Below are 19,694 nucleotides of genomic sequence, written 5' to 3' on the forward strand. Positions count from 1 at the left end.
AAAGTTTTTCTCTATTCTTCCTTTCTGATGGTGTTTTCGGTTTCAAGATCAAAAAAGTTGGCTTTTTCATAATTGGGGGTAAAAAAGATTTGCTGACCAACCTTTACTGCAATGTCCGGATCAAGTTTTGCAATCAGCTGATGCTTCTGAGTGTTGACCCACACTTGAGTTTCGGCGCCAAGGGGTTCAATGACACCAATTTCACCCTTGATCGTTATGCCGGCTTTTTCCTCTGTTTCGTAGGCAAGGTCTTCCGGTCTGATTCCGAAAACAACCTCTTTTCCAACATATCCCTTTTCTCTGAGCAGATCGGCATAGAGACCTTTGATCTCAGCCTTGAAATCAGCCTCTTCCATCAGCAATTTCTTGCCTTCTTCCACAATCTTAACGGTCATGAAGTTCATGGGAGGTGATCCGATGAAGCCTGCGACAAACCTGTTGGCGGGTTTGTTGTAAAGGGTCAGCGGGTTTCCAATCTGCTGAATGATACCATTTTTCATGACGACGATTTTATCGGCCATGGTCATTGCTTCCACCTGGTCGTGGGTAACATAGATCATCGTTGCCTTTAGCCTGTGGTGGAGGCCCGAAATTTCCGCCCTCATCTGAACCCTCAACTTGGCATCGAGGTTGGAAAGAGGCTCGTCGAAAAGGAAAACCTTAGGCTGACGGACGATTGCACGTCCGACAGCGACACGCTGACGCTGACCACCGGAGAGGGCCTTCGGCTTCCTGTCTAGCAGTTCCTCGATATCGAGGATTCTGGCCGCTTCCCTAACACGTTTTTCGATCTCGGCCTTATCGAATTTCCTGATTTTGAGACCGAATGCCATGTTGTCATATACACTCATATGGGGATAAAGAGCATAGTTCTGAAATACCATTGCGATGTCCCGATCTTTCGGCGGCACATCGTTTACCTGCTTCCCATCGATGTAGAGTTCACCTTCGGTAATGTCCTCCAAACCGGCGATCATGCGGAGCGTTGTTGATTTTCCGCAACCGGATGGTCCGACGAGAACGACAAATTCCCTGTCTTGAATGTCGATATTGGCATTGTCGACGGCCCTGACACCGCCTTCGTAGACCTTGCCGATACCCTTCAGCTGTACTGTAGCCATAGAATACCTCCAAATTATCTTATGGGTAACAGAGTATTATGCTTTTAGCGAGCTGTCAATGAAAGTTTCCCCTTTACTCATTGTAACGGCTTTTGTCGATACCAGGTCTCCAACCGTTCGGAAAGATCGGGGATTTGGTCGGGATCGTCGGCCGAAGCCTTTTCCAGAAGCCAGGGAATGATGACATCTTTCCTCATGGCGTTCCACCTGGAAGGAAGGGGTAGGGGAAAACTGAGATAATTTTCGGGGGGAATGTGCCCCACCAGAGAAGGAAAGTACTGGGGAATGATCTCTTCATTAATAGATGACAATGAGGAGAAGCCGTCGGCGATGCCGAAGGTCCTCATTCGCTTAAACTGGCTGGATTCAAGGAGTTTTTTCTGCGTATCACTTTGAAAAAACCAGAGAAGAAAGGCACCTGCAGCCGGCCGGGCCACTGCGGCGTTGGGAATTCCAATGAAAAGTATATCGTCGTTGACCGGTATAAGGTCGTTCTTGGCCATCCACCGGAAATCAAGGGCACTTCGTTTTTCCGGGGCCAGGTGGAAGAAATTTTGCAGGGTCGAATAGGTAAAAAGGATTCGACCGTCGGACAACAGCTTAATCGGCGGATCGTAAAGAAAGGTGTCGATGAATTGCTGTTCCAGTTCCAACCCCTGGTTGACGGTAGTGATCCATTCTCTGATAAAGGCGATCGCCTGATCCAGGGCCTCCTGATTCCACGTCACCTGTCCCGTTTTTTCTGCTTCTGTAAAATTGGTCTGGAAGAGAGCGGTTTTCTCATACAGCACTTCAGGATCCCATCGCGGGGAGAATCCCATGCGGTTGAATCGGCCGTCTTTGATGACGTTATATGCGGCACTTTCTTCCTGGATGCTTTCCAAATTGAGACTGAATTGCTGATTGCCGCTTCTCGAACTTTTCAAAAACGCGAGGGCGGGAAGATCGAAACTCACCGGGAGCAGTATTTGCTGCCCTACCGAATTTTCCCCACGCGAAAGAAGGTCTTGGTAGAAAAGGGATCGGTCCAGAAGCGGGAGGTTTGTTCGCCTCTCCGCATTCCTTTTCTCCGTTGCAAAAAGGGATGCAAGAGAGGAGAACCGCTGTATGGTTTTTTCGTTGTTGAGATAAGCACCGGCAACCAGATCGGGAACTAGTTCCTGCATATTGGTATCGATCTTCCCTTCTTCAATTTCCCGTGCAGGCTCGTTTTTGTAGACCACCTCGATTTGGTAGAGTTCCTGCGATGCGTTAAAGAGCTCGGCATAGGCGGCGAATTCGGGGCGGTTTGTCCAAAGTATCGCCGTAGTTGGGAACCGATTGGGGTTCTTATACCAGAGAAAGAATATTGCCGAGGCCAAAAGCAGAAACACAAGGGTCAGCATGATGATAAGATGTTTATGTACGTTTCCCGAGAATCCCATGAAGGCAACTCTACGTGGAGGCGGACGCCTTGTCAATTGCCGACTCTCCTGTGATAATGAATCGGTGATCAAAAGATTTTATCGCTATAGTTCCTATCTGAAGGATCGGTATAAAGAAGCCGTCTACAGGATCGGTATTGATGCGGGATTCGGATGCCCCAACAGAACTCCGGACGGCAGAGGGGGCTGCTTTTATTGTGACGAAGCTGGTTCTCGGGCCGCCTATCAGGAAACTAATGAGCCACACTCCTGCTTGCGTTCCGCATCAGGGCCGGACCCCGATGATCCTTATTGGCAAACATGGATGAAGAAGCAGATCGATGAAGGAGGGGCTTTCCTCTCGAATCGCTACGGAGTGCACTCCTTTATTCTCTACGTACAGGCCTTTTCCGGAACCTGGGCACCGGTGCCGAGACTCAAGCATATCTATGATTATCTTCTCTCCCTCGCATCTTTTCGGGAGCTCATCGTCGGTACCCGTCCCGATTGTGTGGACGAAGAGGTGGTGAAGCTGCTTTCCTCTTATGCTTCCTCCCTCGATATGGATGTGTGGCTGGAGTTGGGATTGCAGAGTTATCACGATCAGACCCTTCGACATATCGGCCGGGGACACGACACCACTGCCTTTGAACGGGCCTATAAAACGGCCAAGGCCGGGGGGCTGAAATGTTCCGTTCATCTGATATTCGGGCTTCCCGGGGAAGACGACGCAATGATGGAAGAGAGTGTTCGTCGCCTGGCTCGCCTACGGCCCGACGGGGTGAAAATTCACAATCTGCACATTGCCGAAGGAACACGGTTTGCGCAATGGTGGCGGGAAGGCCGACTGGAGGTACCCGATACCTCACACCACCTCCGCCTGGTGGCCGACGCCCTGGAGCTCCTACCCGAGACGACTGTCATTCAACGGGTAACCTGTGACACGCCCAAGGCCCGGCTCCTTGCTCCCGTCGATTTTGCTTCCAAAGCCCATTTCTATCGCCTCCTGGATGAAGAGCTTGAAAAACGGAATAGTTACCAGGGAAAACGATTTGCCGAATGTAAGAGAAACGCGCCGGATTGACAGCCCCCCTGTTTTGGCCTACAGTTAGCCTTATGCGGGGACAGTTCTGGGCAACCGGTGATCCGGGCTCCTCTTCCGGTGGGCTTTCCGGTTTGATTGATCGTATTCTTTCTATTTTTCTCGGGGCTTCCGATCCGGAACGAGAAAAACGGCGCTTACTGAAAGAGATTGAAAAACAAGTAAAACACCAGAAGTACAAGTATCTGAAGACCAAGGGGGCCGAAGCTCTGCCTGGCCTTGCGAAGCTTTTTTACGACATGTATAAGGTTATTGCCCCCGCTCAAGTGCTTTTGCAGAATGCCCATTCATCGGGGGTTTTGAAAACCATTCTTATCGAAAGTACCCTGACCGGTGAACAGCTGAAAATTCTTGAGACCGTTGATGAGGCGGCGATTAGGAAGGCTGCCGAGAGCAAGGACACAAAGGTCCTTGCCTCTGAATTGAAGGACAAGCTTGTTACCTTCTTTTCGGCCTTTAACGGCGACAAAATCAAAGAGATCAACAATCGCTACAATCTCCTGCTTCTCTTTTTCCAGCTGATCAATTTCGACTACTATTTCTTTCTTAAGAAGTTCGATTCCGCTCTTCCCGAACGGGATTTTGTGTATCATCCTAAATTCGAGACAATCAACGGCAGCTATATCAGCGATGATCTTAAGGATTTTCTGGAGATCATGCTTCAATTCAATAAGGACCAGAACTGGAATGCCTTGTTTGATATTCTCGCCTCGTATAAACAGACCGAAGTCATAAATCGTGACGATTTTCGTAAGGTGATAAAAAACCTTCTTGATGTTCAACGCAGTTCGATCCTTACTCTGATCGTTCAGCTCATCGACCAGGACCCCTATTATCAACCAAAGAGCTATTACCACGATGAGCATATCGTTGAGGAGTATCTGAACAAAATCAAGACCGGTACCGAGATGACGATTCAGAAGATTCTCATTGAACGGCAAAACAAAAAAATCGATACCCTTCTGAATACTATTTTCGGGACAACGGCGATCAGCCGCATGAAATACTATACCGAGAAGAACAATATGGCCTTTTCCAAGAAGATGCTTGGGGGCTATATCTACGTTCGTCCTCTCAACTATTTGAAAGCCTTTCTCCTTGACTTCTATAAGCGTGATATTAAAACGGTTGTGGATATCTTGTTGATAAGGGGCAAATGGTCGACAAATCTCTCCAGTCAGCAACTCTCGGAGGCCTTTCATGCGATCATGCAGGTTTCCGAGGATTTGATTGTCTTCGACGAGGGACTCTCGGAAGAAGGCGGCTCCGGAGTCAAGCTAAAGGCCTTTCTTCATAAGGGTGACAGGGACAAAAACAGCATCGTTATCTTGCGAAAAATGCTGAAGGATATCAATGATGAGGCGCTGCGGATGATAAATGAGACCGCAAGCAACCTTATCATGGTCGGAAAAAGCCTGAAATTGGTATTGGAAGACTATGAGAAGAAACCCCACGAACTTATCCTCAACTGGAAGGAGGTTGAGGGGGCCTTCGAACATGATGTAAAGGTAACTCTTACCGGTCTCTATAAGAAGATCTACTATTTTATCCAATTGATGCAATTTTATGTAAAGAAAAAATAAAAGAAAGCTTCCCTCTTATCTATGACTATCTACAACCCCTGTGGATAAACGGTGGGTAAATCTACAGAAAACGCACAATTTGCGCACAAACTATTCGCAGCTTGTTCCATATAGCCGTTTCTCTAATGCGATAAGCTCTCCTTTTTTCCTTGTCCCGTCCCGATAGTTTCCCACTCCTCCACTCGATGGTACACCCCTGTGGCAGGGGATGATGATCAGCAGTGTATTGGCAGCTAAAGCTCCGGCCACGGCTCGGGCTGCTGTGGGTTTTCCGATGGCTTCTGCGATTTGGCGATACGTTCTCGTTTCTCCCGGGGGAATACGAGATACTTCGCTATATACCTTTTCCGCAAAGGGGCCGCCCGTATGATGATAGGCAAGATCAAAACCGCTTCGTTTACCGGCAAAATATTCTCTCAGTTGGTCTATGGTAGAGGAGAGCACCCGTTCTGCCTCTTCGGGTAACGGTGGATACGGAGATGCCTGCCGAGGTGGCCTCTGTTCCTCCGTCATTGGGGAGTTCCGGTCGACAAACCTGAGAGAAAAGAGTTCTCCAGACTCGGTTACTTGCATTCTCATTGTTCCAAGGGAAAAATCGCGGTCGAGCTGCCATGCTTTCATGACCATGAGTGTACACGTGATGTTCCCTATAAACAACAACGGGAAATTTATGATTATTGATTTTCATGCCGATACATTTTATGATACTATAACAGTTAAGGATGTAAGGATATTGAGAAAAAGGAGTCTCCTATGATCAATCCGACCGACACGGCAATGTCCGTGGCTCATGCGTTGATTTTCTTTTCTACGGTGGGCTGCATCGTGTATGGGCTTCTGCACTGGAACAGGCAGGACCAAACCGAGACGGTCCCTCTGGAGAGAGAGAAGGAGACACATTAAGCATGTACATTGGAATGTGAAAACAAGAGAAGAGGCTGCCGGATTATCACGTTATCCGGTATGCCTCTTTTTATTTTGTTGATCAGTTCTTTTTACGTTTGTCTCGAAAGTAGAGGAGCTCTCCCGGGGCGTTCTTGATGGTTCGTGTGTCCTTCTCGAAAAGGGTCGTCGCCTCCATCAATTCTCCCAACTTCTTGAACCCGTAGTTTCTGGAATCGAAGTCGGGCATTTTCTTGGCGATATTCTGACCCACGTTGCCGAGGTAGGCCCAACCCGAGTCGTCCGCGGAATCTTCCACTGCGGTTCTCAGCAGATTGACCAATTTGGAATCCCTTTTGAGCTCTCCCCCGCTTTTCTTTGTGGAATGGACCTCTTCCGCATCTTCCCGAAGAATTTCCGTGTAAATGAATTTGTCACAAGCGGACACAAAGGCCCTGGGTGTCTTTTTTTCTCCGAAACCGTATACCGTCAGCCCTTCTTCCCTGATTCTTGCCGCAAGGCGGGTAAAGTCGCTGTCGCTCGATACGATGCAAAAGCCGTCGAATCGTTCGGTATAGAGAAGGTCCATGGCGTCTATGATCATTGCGCTGTCGGTGGCATTCTTCCCGCTGGTATAACCAAACTGCTGGATCGGTATGATCGAATGCTCGAGGAGCACCTCCTTCCAGCTTCGCAGATTGGGGCTTGTCCAGTCGCCATAGATTCGTTTTACGCTGGCGATGCCGTATTTGGCCACCTCGGCCAAAAGGCCTTCCACGATGGAGCCTTGCGTATTATCGGCATCAATGAGTACCGCCAGTTTCTGCTGGCTCTGTTCTTCAATATTTGTTTGCATGAGCTTAATCTCCATATGCTTATTTCCGGAAGGCCCAGCAGAAGTGTGGTGCCTTCCTGGTGTGAAAGTCGGGATCGATGGTCTCGTCGGTAATTTCTCGAGCATCCTGATCCTTTACCTCAAGGACGAACCCTTTTCTGTTTGTCGAAAAGAGCAGCAGGCCGCCTGGGGCGAGCAGTTCCATGCACCATTCGATGAGCTTCGGATGATCACGCTGAACATCGAAGGTGTCGTCCATATTTTTCGAATTTGAGAAGGTGGGCGGATCGAGAAAGATGAGATCGTAGGCCCCGTGCTCTCGTTTCGCCGCAGTTTCAAGCCATGTCAGGCAGTCCGCTTTTATCAGCCGGTGCTTTGCCTTCTTATCGCCGAACTGCGTCTGAAAGCCGTTAAGGGCCATGTTCCGCCCTGCCCAGTTGAGGTAGGTGTTGGAATTATCGACACTCGTCGTACGTGCCGCACTCCCTGCCGCGGCATGAACCGATACCGTTCCCGTATAACAAAAAAGGTTTAAGAAACGCTTATCCTGGGCCGTTTCCATGATGCTTCGTCGCAGGGGGCGATGGTCGAGGAAGATGCCTGTATCGAGGTAGTCGTGAAGGTTGACCAGAAAGCGAAGGCCGTTTTCAAAGACCTCAAGCTCACGTCCCGTTTCGGAAACCTTCGCGTACTGATTCGTGCCGCGCTGCCGTCTTCTTCTCTTTACGACGATATGACTCCGGGCTATCCCAAGGGCGTCGGATGTCGCATCCACCAGCTCGCCGAGCCTTCTGGCCGCTGCTGCCGGATCGATGGAAGCCGGCGGAACGTATTCCTGGAGGTGTATCCATCGGTCGTTGTCAACACTCTCGTAGAGGTCTATGGCAGCGGCGTACTCGGGCATGTCGGCATCGTAGAGACGGAAACAGGTTATCCCCTCGTCGAGGAGCCACCGTTTCAGCCGTTTCATATTCTTCTTCAAACGGTTTGCCGCCATCCCGCCACCCGGGCTTTGTTCCCGTTCCCGGATCTGATAGAGCCCCAGACTGCATTCCACCGGTCCGTTGAAAAGGGTGTTGACCTTTTCCGGCTTCAGACCAATGTGATAGTTCCTTGCTTCGTCTCCGGCGACGACTCCGATCTTCCATCCCCCGAAATGGAGTTTCAGGTTTTCTCCGAAACTGCGATAGAGCCCCTCCAATGCCTTACCTCTCAGGTCGCTTCGCTTTCCGTACGGGGGATCGCAGAGCAGTAGGCCCGGCTCCCGCAACGCTCCGGGTTCAAGGAACCTGGCATCTGCGACCTTTACCTCAATTCCTTCCCGAAGCCCGGCTGCGGCAATATTCTTTGCTGCAGCGGCGACAGCCGCCGGATCAATATCGTAGCCTTTGATGACGGGAATCCGTTTCAGTCCCTTGCGGCGGAACTCCTCCGCTTCTTTTCTCATCCTTTCCCAGAGCTGAGGATCATGGCCCTTCCAGCTTTCGAATCCGAATTGCCTGCGAAAGAGCCCTGGCGCTATATCTCCGGCTGCCAAAGCCGCTTCAATGAGAAGGGTTCCACTTCCACAGAAGGGATCGACAAAGGGCTTCCCTTCGCTAGCCATGCTCTTCCAGTCCGCCCTCACCAGAGCCGCCGCTGCCACGGTCTCCCGAAGGACGGCCTCTCCTCGCTCTTTTCGGTAACCGCGCCGGTGCAGGGCCTCTCCTGCAAGGTCGATTCCGATACTGACCGCTTTTCGCTCTATGAAAAGGTTGATGGTGATATCCGGGTGGGCGGTGTCCACACTGGGGCGGGCGCCGCAGGCGTCACGAAATCTGTCGGCGATAGCGTCCTTTACCACCCGTGCGGCATAGCCTGTATGCTCCACAGCCCTATCCCGTTTTCCCGCCGCATCAACGGCAAAGCTTGCCCGAACCGGAAACAGGGAGGGCCAGTCGATACTGTTTGCGGCTCGATAGAGGTCTTTAGCCTCTTCGACGGCAAATCGACCAAGACTCAAGATCAACGAGGAAGCAACCCGCGCATTGAGACAAAAGCGGTACATGGTTTCAAGATTTCCCCGAAAGGAGACACCTCCGGGGAGAATGGCAAGAACCTCCCCTCCGGCAAGGGAGGCTTCGTCGGCGACAATGTCGCTGCAATGCTTTGCCGAAGGAGCAAAGAGGGTATGGAAAGCGGTCATCCCCCTCAGTATAGCCGAAGGGGATGATCGACACAATCGCGTTATCCGCGGATCTTTTTCAACGCTGCGACCGCCGCGTCATAATCGGGATGATCGTGGTTTTCTTTTACAAGTTCGATATAACGGATGGTATCATCCTTATCCACAATAAAAATGGAACGGTTGAGGAGCCTCAGCTCCTCGATAAGCACACCGTAGGCCGTGCCGAAGTCCGCATCCTTGTGATCCGAAAGGGTCACGACCCGGTCGACGCCGGCTGCTCCGCACCAACGCTTCTGTGCGAAGGGCAGGTCCATGCTGATGGTAAGAATCACCACATCGTCACCGAGCGAGGAGGCTATCTCGTTGAATTTCCTGGTCTGCCTGTCGCAGACCCCGGTATCCAGAGACGGGACGACACTAATGAGCTTATATGTACCCTTATAGTCTTCCAGGCTCTTAGGCATCAGGTCGGTATCGAGGACAGTAAAATCGGGGGCCTTATTTCCGACAGAAGGTTCCGGTCCCAGAAGGGTGATACTATTTCCGCCCATTTTCGTCACTTGACGCTTTTCCATCATTTACTCCTTATATAAAATCGCTGTTCTAAGCGTGGATGGTCCACCCCTCAACCCCCCGTGCGGCCTCCATAACCGCTTCGGAGAGGGTTGGGTGGGCATGCACTGTGTTTGCAATATCTTCGGGCAAGAGCTCCGCCGATCGTGCAAGCAACAATTCGTGGATCAGCTCGGTTGCATGGTCACCCACTATTCTTCCGCCGAGGATCTCCCGGCTCTTTTCATCGTACAAGATCTTTACGAAGCCATCCGGACGTTCGATTGCCACTGATTTTCCGGCTCCTCGATAGGGAAACTGTACACTTTTGGCGTTGTGTCCGGCCTCTTTCGCTTCGGTCTCGCTCATTCCGAAGCCGGCGATCTCCGGTTCGGTATAGACCGCTGTGGGAATAAGGGTTGGGTCGATTGCTGCCGGGACATCCTTTCCTGCAATGTGCTCGACGACAAGCTCGGCCTCTTTGCTTGCTGCGTGAGCAAGGAGTATTCCTCCGACCATGTCGCCTACGGCATAGACCCCTTCCGCCGCCTTATAATGGTCTGCGACGCGCACAAAGCCCTTCTCATCGGTGCCAACTCCCGCCTTCTCAAGACCAAGCTCTTCGGTATTGGGCGAGCGGCCGACAACCACGAGGAGCTGATCAGCCTGCACCGTTTCCTGCTTTCCTCCGCTCTCGACACTCAGCGAAACCCCCTTTTCGGAAGTCTCTACTCCTGAGGCCTTGGCGCCAACCAACATTTTAATCTTCCGCTTTTTGAAGCTCCTGGCAAGGATGTCGGTGGTGTCGGGGTCTTCGGTTGGAAGGATCTTCCCCATCGCCTCGATCAGGGTTACCTCAACACCGAAACTGGCCATGATGTGGGCGAACTCGCAACCGATGGCCCCTGCTCCTAAAATGGCAAGGCTCGATGGAAGAGTTTCCATCATCAAGGCTTGGTCGCTTGAAAGGATCCTCTTTCCGTCGAAGGGGAAGGGGGGAAGTTCTCTTGGCCGGCTTCCCGTGGCAAGGAGGATGTTCTTCGCCGTATACCGTTTTTCACCGTCGACCAGAACTACGCCCCCGCCTTCCAGCGTGGCCCGTCCCTCTATCAGCTCTACCTTGTTCTTTTTCAGAAGAAATTTAACCCCCTTTGAGAGGCTTGTACTTGCCTTCCTCGACTTCTTCCACGCCTTTTGGTAATCGAAGCCGCTTTTATCCACGGTTACACCGAGGCCTTCGAGTTCATCGGCATTTCGAAAGATTTCTGCCTGTCGAATCAGGGCCTTGGATGGAATACATCCTATGTTTAGACATACGCCACCCACATCGCCCTTTTCGATAACGGCGCAGGATAGGCCAAGTTGGGTGGCGCGAATGGCTCCAACATATCCGGCCGGTCCCGAGCCAATGACGATCAGATCATAATTATCACTCATATCTACTCCTTGGGGAAATGGCCCCGTCCGAGATTATAACAGGACCATGCCCGGCTCTTCCATCATTGATTTCAAATCCGCCATAAAAGCGGCACCGACGGCTCCGTCTATCACCCGGTGATCACAACCGAGGGTGAGGGTCATGGTGTCCACAAAACGAAACCCGAGCTCTTCGTCCGGCACCGGGGCCTGTCGAAGTGCACCGACGGCGAGAATTGCCGATGCCGGGGGATTGATAACCGCGGTAAAACGGGATATTCCCCAGCTGCCGAGGTTCGTTATGGAAAAGCTTGCTCCCTCATACTCTTCGGGAGTAAGCCGTCCTGCCTGTGCCCGGGGGATAAGCTCTTTCAATTCTTCATCGATGGCTGCAATTCCCTTTGCTTCGCAGTTGCGCACCACCGGTGTAATGAGGCCCTCTTTTTGCGCCACCGCCAGCCCGATATCAACAGAACCGTAGTAGCGTATCGAATCGCCTTCCCAGGATGCATTGATGTTTTGGTTCCTGGTAATCGCTTCGGCCACGAGCTTTATGAGAAAGGCGTTGAAAGAGAGTTTTTCTTCTCCTCGCTTTTGCCTCGGACGATTGAGAGAATCCCGCAAGCGTGCCAGACGGGAGGCTTCCACATCGATATCCAGGTAGTAGTGGGGGGCCTGTCTCATCGATTCACTTAACCGCTTGGCAATGATGGCCCGTTTCCCGCTTACCGGCTCGACCCTATCCTGCATGCGCCCCGGTACCCTGCTCTGTACAGGGGAAGGGGCGTAGGTCCCTGTCGTCTTTGCCGTTTCGATATCCTTCTTTACGATCCTTCCTCCGGGACCGCTGCCGGTGAGGGCGTCAAGGCTTATTCCCGCCTCTTGTGCAAGACGCCGCGCCAGGGGACTTGCCTTCAGCCTGCCGTCCTCACTCCCTGCCGGCCCTACATGTGATCCGCCCTGTGCCGGTGGTGAAGCTGCCACTGCGGCTTGGTTCGCCTTTGTTTGAGTAGGGGACGATGTACCATTTGGGGGAGTGGCCTTTTCGTCTCCTTCCGAGGAGGCAAGTTGTTTCTTCAGCTTTGCTTCGAGTTCTGCAATATCCTCGCCTTCCTTGCCGACGATCGCTATGGGATCACCAACCTTTGCGCTGCCCCCTTGATCGACAAGAATCGAAAGAAGTGTTCCTTCCTGAGTTGACTCGTAATCCATGGTGGCCTTGTCGGTTTCCACCTCACAGATGAGATCTCCTGTGGCTATGGAATCACCAACCGACTTCTGCCAACCTGCTATGGTCCCCTTCTCCATAGTTGGAGAGAGGGATATCATTAATATCGCTTCGGCCATGGGGTCTCCTTCCTCATCGATTTTTCAATCGACATACAATACAGACTTCGCGGCGCGAACCACCTTCTCGACCGAAGGTTGCGCTGCGAGTTCCAGCCTATGGTTGTAGGGCATGGGCACATCCTCTCCGCTGACCAGTTGGACCGGCGCATCGAGATAATCGAAACAGTCCCGCCCCACAAGAAAACCGATGTGACTGCCCACCGATGCTACAGGCCAAGCCTCGTCTACGACCACACAGCGGTTTGTTTTCCGCACCGATTCATAGATGGTTTCGGTATCGATGGGGCGTAGGCTTCGCAGGTCGATCACCTCTGCCTCTATTCCCTCTTCTGCGAGTTTCTCTGCCGCCTGCAGCACCATGCGTACCGGTTTCGAATGGGCGATAAGAGTCACATCCTTTCCCGCCCTTTTTACGTCGGCTTTATCGAGGTCGATGAGATACTCCTCTGCGGGAACCTCTCCCTCCCAGGAATACATCAACTCCGCCTCGAGAAAGATCACGGGGTTATCGTCACGTATGGCACTTTTCAAAAGCCCTTTGGCATCGTAGGGAGTCGATGGTGCAACAACCTTCAGTCCGGGGATATGGGCATAAAAGGATTGGAGTGCCTGGCTGTGCTGGCTTGCCAGAAACTCGGCCGGCCCGTTAGGCCCCCGTATCACCATGGGGATCTTGAACTGCCCCCCTGACATGTAACGGGTTTTCGCCGCATTGCTGATCACCTGATCGATGGCCATGAGGGAAAAGTTGAAGGTCATCCACTCGACAATGGGGCGCAGGCCAGCCATTGCTGCACCTATTCCCATACCGGTAAAACCCTCTTCGGCAATGGGGGTATCGATAACCCGCTTGGGTCCGAATGTCTCCAGCAAGCCCTGGGTTACCTTGTAGGCCCCATTATATTGGGCCACCTCTTCACCCATAAGCAGTACCGAATCGTCCCTCCTCATCTCCTCTTCTATTGCCTGTCGTATTGCTTCACGAAATGCTATTTTCGCCACAGTGTCCTCCCTTCTCTTAGGCCAGTATGTCGCTGTAAAGCGCTTCTATTTCCGGCTCCGGGCTTTCTTCCGCAAAGCTTGCAGCCTCTTCGCTGAGTTTCTTTGCCTCTTTGTCCCATGCCTCGAGATCGGAGGCCTGAACTCCATCCTCCAGAAGCCCCTTTTTGAGAATCAGAATGGGATCGCGTTCTTTGTAGTCCTCGAGCTCCTCCCGTGTTCGATACTTTGCCGGATCGCTCATGGAATGGCCCTTGTAACGGTAGGTCTTTATCTCCAAGAGGGAGGGCATATGCTCCTTTCGTGCTTTCTCCACAAGCTCTTTTACATTTTCATGGACCGTAATCACATCCATCCCATCGATCTGACGCCCCTCGATGCCGTAACTTGAGGCCATGACCGAAAAGTCGTCGACTGCCGAAACACGTCTAAAATCGGTGCCCATACCGTACTGATTGTTTTCGCAGATATAGACAACCGGCAGGCCGTATATCTTTGCAAGGTTGAGGCTCTCATGGAATGCTCCCTGATGGATGGCGCCGTCTCCGAAAAAACAGAGAACAACTCCGTCCTCTTCCCGGTAACGAATCTTTAGCCCGACCCCTGTGGCTACTGGAATTTGGCTGCCGACGATTCCATTTCCGCCAAACATATGTTTCTCGATGTCGAACATGTGCATGGAACCACCCTTTCCCTTGCTGCAACCGGTAACCTTTCCGTAGAGTTCCGCCATCACTGCCTTTGGATCCATACCCGATGCCAAGGCGTGGCCATGATCGCGGTAGGCGGCCACGATATAATCACTTTTTAGATCAAGAGCTCCGATGGCTCCGGTTGCGACAGCCTCCTGGCCAATGTAGAGATGGCAGAAACCTCCGATCTTTCGCAGACCGTACATCTGAGCGGCCTTTTCCTCAAATCTGCGAATAAGCAGCATCTTTTTATAGAGCGCTGTTTTTTGTTTTGTGTCTGTCATAATGACCTCTTAACTAAAATCGACGATTCTCGATTCTCCCGTCATGGGCAGGAAGCTGCGCCCCCGCTCTATGATGGTCTCGACAACGACTAAGCTTCCTGCATCCGCGTTCAGCTTCCAGAAAACACCAAGTTTGCTACCGATCTCTTCGAGGACTTCGGCTCGCATTGAGGCATTTTCGATCAGGTTTGCTTTCCCATCGGCATAGGCGATACGATCGAGTCCCCTGGTTTGAAACATCCACTGAACCGAGGCGTTCGCCTCCAGCTGGCGTCTTTTGTCGAAGTCGAGTGAGGTAACCGCATAGATGGCGCCGGCGCGATCTTTCAAAATCGCCGGGGTCATCCAGCGCATTCGCGGGCTTCCGTCCCGATCGACCGTTGCAAGGATAGCCGTTTTTGCATCCTCAAGGAGTGATTCGATCTCAATAAGAAACTGCGATTTTGTCATAGATGTTTCCTCCGTTGTTATTAATATGGTAAAACAAACAACAGAAGTGAAGGATTGTGAGTAAAAAAGTCGGAAAAGGAGTCGAAAGGAAAAGGTTACTCCTCGTCTAAATTACGTTCGAGTTCCCGTATGGCATTCATATGATTCTGAAGATACTTTTTTATTAAAGGGGTTTTTATTTCCCGATATCGAAGCAGCAGTTTCCGTTCGTCCTGACTGACCCGTAAGAATTCATCGCCAATTTCAGACGAATAGGCAGGTGGTGCTTCGGCGCCGCTTTCCGTATCAAGATGAAAGAAACAGTCGATAGGCACGGCCAGAATCTCCGCTATACGTCCCAATTGAAAAGCCGAGATCGAAGATGCTCCGTTCTCATATTTCTGGATTTGTTGATATGAAACGCCAACCTTCTCTCCGAGGCTCGCCTGACTGAGGCCGCAGGCTTTGCGATAGGAACGTATGTTGCGCCCAATCGTCGATTTATCGGGGACCATAGGGTCATTATCCTTTCCTCGTGTACGGCATACAACAAACCTTTGGTTGTGTCATAAATAAAACGATGCTACCATTATGTGTGTCTGTATTGCATCGCCCAGCCATCTTTTTTCTCTGCCGGGACCGTTTATATGCGGATATTTTGTTCGACGTCTGTCCCTTCCGCTCTGTTCCCGTTTCCCTTGCCGAACGGGCGCTCATCATCTCTTCCCTTCGGTTTTGTGGTGAGGACTATCTGCTTGCGAGAAAAATTTCCACATTGATGTCCGTATTTTTCGCCTCTCCCTTGCCCGATTTTCTCTTTGCCTCTTCCGATACTAAGGGTGATGAAAAGCGCTTTTGTTACCACCCCTTTCCGATTTCAGCCGACGAAATCATTGCTTTCCTTTCAATAACCGCTTCCTAATTGACAACGGCGGTTTCGCGTTTGATACTATTTGACATGAGCAATAATGAAAAGCGAAAGCCATTCATGCAAAAACAGCCTCCGATGATCAGTGTCGTCCAGGCACTGATTCCGCTCTGCTTTGCAGCAGTCTATTTTTTCGGATGGCGTTTTCTCTTGGTGCTGGCTCTGGTAAACGGAGCAGGGATCCTTGCCGAATATCTGCTTGCCAGGGCTTATGGTATGAAGGTAACGAGCTCGATACTCGTTACCTCCTTTCTTTTCGCCCTTTCCCTGCCGCCGACCGTTCCCCTGTGGATTGCCGTTGTGGGAATCGTTTTTGGAGTCGTTTTTGGAAAGATGGTCTTTGGCGGATTCGGACGAAATATCTTTAACCCCGCTATCAGCGGCCGAGCTTTTATCTACATTAGTTTCGGTGTGCCAATGACCGGACGCTTTGTTCCTCCCGTCGGAGGAGCAGTCGGCGGTTTTGCTCATTGGCTTACCAAAACCGATGCCCTTTCGAGCGCCACTCCCCTGGTAAGCCAGGCGGCCGGAACGAAGATTCCCTTGTCCAACCTTTTCTTCGGCAACGTTGCCGGAAGTTTCGGTGAGACTTGTGCTCTTCTTATCATTCTCGGGGGAGTCTATATCGTCTGGAAAAAGGTGGCGAATTGGCGTCTGATTCTCTCTTCGATACTTGCCTTTCTTCTTCTTGAAGGCGCTCTTTACGTTTCCGGCGTTGCCGGAGCCATTGATCCTATATCCTCGCTTTTTTCCGGCAGCTTCCTGTTTGCCGCGGTCTTCATGATCACCGATCCCGTTTCTGCAAGCCAGACAACCAATACCGGTCGCTGGCTTTATGGGGCCATCTTCGGTCTTCTCACCGTGCTTATCCGGGTCTTTGCCGGCTGGCCCGAGGGGGTGACCTTTGCAATTCTCTTTGCGAACATGTTTGCTCCTCTCATCGACTATCTCCTCAAGGAACACAACAAGAGGGTGAAGGAGGCAAAGGCATGAAAAAAGAGGGAACCTTTGCCTTGCGAATCTATCCGGTACTTTTTATGGCCCTTTTGACAGTGCTTTTTATCACCGTCGTCAGCGGCATCTACCTTTCGACAAAAGATCTTGTAGAGATGAACGAAACCCTGAGCCGAAAAAAGGCGGTTCTCTATGCCGCAGGTATCGATTTCCCGGACGGAAATTCAGAGAAAATTCAGGAGATCTATACAAATCGTGTTCGTGAGATCGGAACTATCGACGGTAGACCAGCCTATTTCGAGATCCTTACCGACGGCTCGGTAAGCGGCTATGCCGCCTACGTTTCCGGTGCAGGCCTCTGGGGACAGATCGTTGCCATTTTCGGTTTCGGAAAGGATCTGAAGCAGTTTACAGGAGTGGAATTCATCGAACAAAACGAAACCCCGGGCCTTGGCGCGCGTATTACCGAGCCCTGGTTCAAGGAGCAGTTTCGGGGAAAATCCGGGCCCTTTACCCTTGTCGGTGAAGGGACTGCCACCGGACCTGGGCAACTTGATGCCATTACCGGAGCGACAAGAACCAGCACGGCCATCTTGAGAATTTCCAACAAAGCCCCGGAAGTGGCCGAAGAGGTCATCGCTTCGAACGGAGGGGAGCATTAATATGGTAAAAGGAAAACTAAAAAAAACATTCACCGACCCTCTCGGAAAGAACAATCCCGTATTTGCCCAGATTCTGGGTATCTGTTCGACCCTCGCGGTAACGAACAAGCTGGAAAATACCGTGGTTATGACCCTCGGGGTCGTTTTCACCACAACCCTTTCCAGTTTTGTGATTTCGCTTATCCGGAAGTGGATACCTTCCAGGGTCAGGATGATGGCGGAGACCCTCATCATTGCAAGCTTTGTTATCATCGTTGATATTACCCTGCGAGCCTATATGCCTGATATTTGGAAGCAGCTTGGTCCCTACGTCGGGCTGATTATTACCAACTGTATCATCATGGGGAGGGCGGAAGCCTTTGCCTTGAACAACTCTCCGGGGCTGAGCCTCATCGATGGTTTGGCTTCGGGGATCGGTTACTCATACGTTTTGATCATCGTTGCGATCTTTAGGGAGCTTCTGGGAACGGGGTCGCTTTGGGGGATCAAGATTCTCGGTTCATGGTGGACAAACTGGTCCATCATGATCATGCCACCCGGTGCCTTTTTCATGCTTGCGATCCTTATCTGGGTCGTAAAGGGGGCAATTATTCCCGAAAAAGAGGAGGCCAAAAAATGAGCGGTTCCCTGTATCCTGTGGCGATCCTCTTTGCAGCGATCTTCACCAACAACATTCTCCTTACCAACTATCTCGGTATGTGCAGCTTCCTCTCGGTCTCCCGGGAGCTGAAGACCAGTGTGGGCCTAGGAGTCGCCGTTACTTTTGTAATGGCTAGCACCAGTGTTCTGAACTGGCTTGTGTACAATAAGATCCTGATTCCTCTTGAGTTGGAATATCTTCGCTTCATCGTCTTCATCATCGTGATTGCCGCATTTGTTCAGATTGTCGAGATGGTGATCGAGCGCGTTTCCGAAACCCTCTACGCGGCCCTCGGTATTTTTCTTCCCCTGATTACCGTCAACTGTGCAATTCTCGGTGTCAGTCTTTTTATGGTAATCAGAGAGTACTCTTTTATCGAAAGCTTCACCTTTGGTTTGGGCAGTGGAATCGGCTGGTTTCTGGCGATTCTCGCCATGGCCGGCATCAGGCAGAAACTCAAAAAGGCACGAGTTCCGAAGGGGCTTGAGGGCCCCGGTATTACCCTGATCATCACCGGTATGATGGCAATGGCCTTTATGGGCTTCAGCGGTATGATCAATATCGGCTAAGGAGGAAGCATGTTACCCGCACTGATTACCAGCGTCGGAGCAATTACCGGAATTTCCGCATTTTTGGCTGTTCTGATGGTGATTGCCGATGCAACAATAGCCAACTATGGTGAGGTAAAAATCACCATAAACGATGAGAAGGAGTTTGTCGTAAAGGGAGGAAAACCCCTCCTCGGTACCCTCATGGAGCAGGAAATTTTTATTCCGTCGGCCTGTGGAGGGCGTGGTTCCTGCGGTCTTTGTAAGGTGAAGGTGGAAAAGGGCGCAGGCCAATACCTGCCCACGGAGCTGCCCTGGATCAGCGAGGAAGAAAAGGCCGAGAATATCCGCCTTTCTTGCCAGCTTAAAGTCAAAGAAGATATGTCGATCCGGATTCCCGACGAACTTTTCAGCGTCAAGGAGTTCCAGGCAACGGTGGCGAAGATCCGTGACCTGACCCACGACATCAAAGAAGTGACCTTTGACCTTAACGAGCCTTCGGAGATTTCCATCAGGGCCGGACAGTTCGTTCAGCTTCGGGTCCCCGAATATGAGCTTACCGACGAGCCTGTCTACCGGGCCTATTCGGCGGCATCGGTACCCAGCGACAAGCGCCATGTAGAGCTTGAAATACGCTATGTGCCAAACGGTATCTGTACCACCTTTGTCCACAAGTATCTGAAGGAGGGAGATCCCGTGGTCTTCAACGGCCCCTATGGGGAGTTCTTCCTTCGCGACACCGAACGGGAGATCATTTGTATAGCCGGCGGGAGCGGTATGGCGCCGATCAAGTCGATCCTACTCGATATGGCTGAGAAAGGGAGCAATCGAAGGACCCGCTACTTCTTTGGGGCACGCTCCAAGCGCGATCTGTTTCTGCTCGATGAGATGAAGGAACTGGAAGAGCGACTGCCGAATTTTCGTTTTATTCCCGCCCTCAGTGCCCCCGAACCGGAGGACAACTGGGATGGAGAGACCGGGCTCATTACCGATGTGGTGGCCAAACACATGGAGAGCGGCGATAACACCGAAGCCTACCTTTGCGGAAGCCCCGGTATGATCGACGCATGCGTGAAGGTTCTTACCGACAAAGGGGTGCCGGAAGCGTTGATCTACTACGATAAGTTCGGTTGATCCGGGAGGAAGA

The 19,694-nt window shown here is 51.4% G+C and carries 21 protein-coding genes; 9 read left to right on the plus strand and 12 right to left on the minus strand.

The genetic code is table 11. From position 1 onward, the window contains the following. Positions 1-11: 11 nt before the first annotated feature. Both SPIRS_RS02940 and SPIRS_RS02945 read right to left on the minus strand, forming a co-directional pair. Positions 12-1,121 (minus strand): ABC transporter ATP-binding protein, encoded by a 1,110-nt coding sequence (locus tag SPIRS_RS02940; RefSeq protein ID WP_013253188.1) that lies wholly within the window; start codon positions 1,119-1,121, stop codon positions 12-14. Positions 1,122-1,198: 77 nt separating this feature from the next. Beyond that, positions 1,199-2,545 (minus strand): hypothetical protein, encoded by a 1,347-nt coding sequence (locus tag SPIRS_RS02945; RefSeq protein WP_245537680.1) that lies wholly within the window; start codon positions 2,543-2,545, stop codon positions 1,199-1,201. Here SPIRS_RS02945 and SPIRS_RS02950 point away from each other — a divergent pair. Together SPIRS_RS02950 and SPIRS_RS02955 are read left to right on the plus strand one after the other, a co-directional pair. Then, complete coding sequence (locus SPIRS_RS02950) at positions 2,544-3,608, plus strand: TIGR01212 family radical SAM protein (RefSeq protein ID WP_013253190.1); 1,065 nt, start codon at positions 2,544-2,546, stop codon at positions 3,606-3,608. The two genes, SPIRS_RS02945 and SPIRS_RS02950, sit on opposite strands and share 2 nt — an antisense overlap. Continuing rightward, positions 3,605-5,209, plus strand: coding sequence for a DUF5312 family protein (locus tag SPIRS_RS02955; protein WP_013253191.1), 1,605 nt, complete (start codon positions 3,605-3,607; stop codon positions 5,207-5,209). The genes SPIRS_RS02950 and SPIRS_RS02955 overlap by 4 nt, the downstream gene beginning before the upstream one ends. Positions 5,210-5,299: 90 nt before the next feature. Here the strand turns inward: SPIRS_RS02955 and SPIRS_RS02960 are convergent, their stop codons facing one another. Further along, positions 5,300-5,836, minus strand: coding sequence for a methylated-DNA--[protein]-cysteine S-methyltransferase (locus tag SPIRS_RS02960; protein WP_013253192.1), 537 nt, complete (start codon positions 5,834-5,836; stop codon positions 5,300-5,302). Between the two features lie 126 nt (positions 5,837-5,962). Between SPIRS_RS02960 and SPIRS_RS22475 the strand changes: the two genes are divergently transcribed. Beyond that, positions 5,963-6,112 (plus strand): symporter small accessory protein, encoded by a 150-nt coding sequence (locus tag SPIRS_RS22475; RefSeq protein WP_013253193.1) that lies wholly within the window; start codon positions 5,963-5,965, stop codon positions 6,110-6,112. Positions 6,113-6,194: 82 nt separating this feature from the next. Here the strand turns inward: SPIRS_RS22475 and SPIRS_RS02965 are convergent, their stop codons facing one another. The 9 genes from SPIRS_RS02965 to SPIRS_RS03005 form a co-directional block, all read right to left on the minus strand. After that, positions 6,195-6,947 (minus strand): NYN domain-containing protein, encoded by a 753-nt coding sequence (locus SPIRS_RS02965; protein ID WP_013253194.1) that lies wholly within the window; start codon positions 6,945-6,947, stop codon positions 6,195-6,197. Positions 6,948-6,966: 19 nt separating this feature from the next. Further along, positions 6,967-9,111 carry a bifunctional 23S rRNA (guanine(2069)-N(7))-methyltransferase RlmK/23S rRNA (guanine(2445)-N(2))-methyltransferase RlmL gene (rlmKL, locus tag SPIRS_RS02970; RefSeq protein ID WP_013253195.1) on the minus strand — a complete coding sequence of 715 codons (2,145 nt, stop codon included), beginning with the start codon at positions 9,109-9,111 and terminating at the stop codon, positions 6,967-6,969. A 41-nt stretch (positions 9,112-9,152) separates the two neighbouring features. Next, complete coding sequence (tpx, locus tag SPIRS_RS02975) at positions 9,153-9,668, minus strand: thiol peroxidase (RefSeq protein WP_013253196.1); 516 nt, start codon at positions 9,666-9,668, stop codon at positions 9,153-9,155. A 28-nt stretch (positions 9,669-9,696) separates the two neighbouring features. Next, a complete protein-coding gene (gene lpdA / locus SPIRS_RS02980) occupies positions 9,697-11,082 on the minus strand; it encodes a dihydrolipoyl dehydrogenase (protein ID WP_013253197.1) in 1,386 nt (461 codons plus the stop codon). A 33-nt stretch (positions 11,083-11,115) separates the two neighbouring features. Next, a complete protein-coding gene (locus tag SPIRS_RS02985; protein WP_013253198.1) occupies positions 11,116-12,408 on the minus strand; it encodes a 2-oxo acid dehydrogenase subunit E2 in 1,293 nt (430 codons plus the stop codon). 24 nt (positions 12,409-12,432) lie between these two features. Further along, positions 12,433-13,413 (minus strand): pyruvate dehydrogenase complex E1 component subunit beta, encoded by a 981-nt coding sequence (locus SPIRS_RS02990; RefSeq protein ID WP_013253199.1) that lies wholly within the window; start codon positions 13,411-13,413, stop codon positions 12,433-12,435. A gap of 16 nt (positions 13,414-13,429) precedes the next feature. Continuing rightward, on the minus strand, positions 13,430-14,386 hold the full coding sequence (gene pdhA, locus SPIRS_RS02995; protein WP_013253200.1) for a pyruvate dehydrogenase (acetyl-transferring) E1 component subunit alpha: 957 nt from the start codon (positions 14,384-14,386) through the stop codon (positions 13,430-13,432). Between the two features lie 9 nt (positions 14,387-14,395). Continuing rightward, complete coding sequence (locus SPIRS_RS03000) at positions 14,396-14,836, minus strand: pyridoxamine 5'-phosphate oxidase family protein (protein WP_013253201.1); 441 nt, start codon at positions 14,834-14,836, stop codon at positions 14,396-14,398. Positions 14,837-14,931: 95 nt separating this feature from the next. Next, positions 14,932-15,330 carry a helix-turn-helix domain-containing protein gene (locus SPIRS_RS03005; RefSeq protein ID WP_013253202.1) on the minus strand — a complete coding sequence of 133 codons (399 nt, stop codon included), beginning with the start codon at positions 15,328-15,330 and terminating at the stop codon, positions 14,932-14,934. Positions 15,331-15,410: 80 nt separating this feature from the next. Between SPIRS_RS03005 and SPIRS_RS03010 the strand changes: the two genes are divergently transcribed. Genes SPIRS_RS03010 through SPIRS_RS03035 form a run of 6 tightly spaced genes read left to right on the plus strand, consistent with a single transcriptional unit; the run spans position 15,411 to position 19,681 of the window. Then, entirely contained in the window at positions 15,411-15,737 is a 327-nt protein-coding gene (locus SPIRS_RS03010) for a hypothetical protein (protein WP_148224023.1), read from the plus strand. 36 nt (positions 15,738-15,773) lie between these two features. Continuing rightward, a complete protein-coding gene (locus SPIRS_RS03015) occupies positions 15,774-16,736 on the plus strand; it encodes an RnfABCDGE type electron transport complex subunit D (RefSeq protein WP_245537681.1) in 963 nt (320 codons plus the stop codon). Continuing rightward, positions 16,733-17,359 (plus strand): FMN-binding protein, encoded by a 627-nt coding sequence (locus tag SPIRS_RS03020; protein ID WP_013253204.1) that lies wholly within the window; start codon positions 16,733-16,735, stop codon positions 17,357-17,359. Before SPIRS_RS03015 ends, SPIRS_RS03020 begins: the two co-directional genes overlap by 4 nt. Position 17,360: 1 nt before the next feature. Continuing rightward, positions 17,361-17,978, plus strand: coding sequence for an NADH:ubiquinone reductase (Na(+)-transporting) subunit D (locus SPIRS_RS03025; protein WP_013253205.1), 618 nt, complete (start codon positions 17,361-17,363; stop codon positions 17,976-17,978). After that, positions 17,975-18,568, plus strand: coding sequence for an NADH:ubiquinone reductase (Na(+)-transporting) subunit E (locus SPIRS_RS03030; protein WP_013253206.1), 594 nt, complete (start codon positions 17,975-17,977; stop codon positions 18,566-18,568). Before SPIRS_RS03025 ends, SPIRS_RS03030 begins: the two co-directional genes overlap by 4 nt. A 9-nt stretch (positions 18,569-18,577) precedes the next feature. Beyond that, the gene (locus SPIRS_RS03035) at positions 18,578-19,681 is read left to right on the plus strand and encodes an NADH:ubiquinone reductase (Na(+)-transporting) subunit F (RefSeq protein ID WP_013253207.1); all 1,104 of its coding nucleotides are present in this window, start codon (positions 18,578-18,580) and stop codon (positions 19,679-19,681) included. The last annotated feature ends 13 nt before the right edge of the window (positions 19,682-19,694 follow it).

This window comes from Sediminispirochaeta smaragdinae DSM 11293 (assembly GCF_000143985.1).
Lineage (GTDB): Bacteria > Spirochaetota > Spirochaetia > DSM-16054 > Sediminispirochaetaceae > Sediminispirochaeta > Sediminispirochaeta smaragdinae.

What these genes read in the sequence shown, in the direction of transcription:
- SPIRS_RS02940 (WP_013253188.1), bottom strand. Translation starts at nt 1,121, where the DNA reads ATGGCTACAGTACAGCTGAAGGGTATCGGCAAGGTCTACGAAGGCGGT.
- SPIRS_RS02950 (WP_013253190.1), top strand. Translation starts at nt 2,544, where the DNA reads ATGAAGGCAACTCTACGTGGAGGCGGACGCCTTGTCAATTGCCGACTC.
- SPIRS_RS02945 (WP_245537680.1), bottom strand. Translation starts at nt 2,545, where the DNA reads ATGGGATTCTCGGGAAACGTACATAAACATCTTATCATCATGCTGACC.
- SPIRS_RS02960 (WP_013253192.1), bottom strand. Translation starts at nt 5,836, where the DNA reads ATGGTCATGAAAGCATGGCAGCTCGACCGCGATTTTTCCCTTGGAACA.
- SPIRS_RS22475 (WP_013253193.1), top strand. Translation starts at nt 5,963, where the DNA reads ATGATCAATCCGACCGACACGGCAATGTCCGTGGCTCATGCGTTGATT.
- SPIRS_RS02965 (WP_013253194.1), bottom strand. Translation starts at nt 6,947, where the DNA reads ATGCAAACAAATATTGAAGAACAGAGCCAGCAGAAACTGGCGGTACTC.
- rlmKL (WP_013253195.1), bottom strand. Translation starts at nt 9,111, where the DNA reads ATGACCGCTTTCCATACCCTCTTTGCTCCTTCGGCAAAGCATTGCAGC.
- tpx (WP_013253196.1), bottom strand. Translation starts at nt 9,668, where the DNA reads ATGGAAAAGCGTCAAGTGACGAAAATGGGCGGAAATAGTATCACCCTT.
- lpdA (WP_013253197.1), bottom strand. Translation starts at nt 11,082, where the DNA reads ATGAGTGATAATTATGATCTGATCGTCATTGGCTCGGGACCGGCCGGA.
- SPIRS_RS02985 (WP_013253198.1), bottom strand. Translation starts at nt 12,408, where the DNA reads ATGGCCGAAGCGATATTAATGATATCCCTCTCTCCAACTATGGAGAAG.
- pdhA (WP_013253200.1), bottom strand. Translation starts at nt 14,386, where the DNA reads ATGACAGACACAAAACAAAAAACAGCGCTCTATAAAAAGATGCTGCTT.
- SPIRS_RS03000 (WP_013253201.1), bottom strand. Translation starts at nt 14,836, where the DNA reads ATGACAAAATCGCAGTTTCTTATTGAGATCGAATCACTCCTTGAGGAT.
- SPIRS_RS03005 (WP_013253202.1), bottom strand. Translation starts at nt 15,330, where the DNA reads ATGGTCCCCGATAAATCGACGATTGGGCGCAACATACGTTCCTATCGC.
- SPIRS_RS03015 (WP_245537681.1), top strand. Translation starts at nt 15,774, where the DNA reads ATGAGCAATAATGAAAAGCGAAAGCCATTCATGCAAAAACAGCCTCCG.
- SPIRS_RS03020 (WP_013253204.1), top strand. Translation starts at nt 16,733, where the DNA reads ATGAAAAAAGAGGGAACCTTTGCCTTGCGAATCTATCCGGTACTTTTT.
- SPIRS_RS03025 (WP_013253205.1), top strand. Translation starts at nt 17,361, where the DNA reads ATGGTAAAAGGAAAACTAAAAAAAACATTCACCGACCCTCTCGGAAAG.
- SPIRS_RS03030 (WP_013253206.1), top strand. Translation starts at nt 17,975, where the DNA reads ATGAGCGGTTCCCTGTATCCTGTGGCGATCCTCTTTGCAGCGATCTTC.
- SPIRS_RS03035 (WP_013253207.1), top strand. Translation starts at nt 18,578, where the DNA reads ATGTTACCCGCACTGATTACCAGCGTCGGAGCAATTACCGGAATTTCC.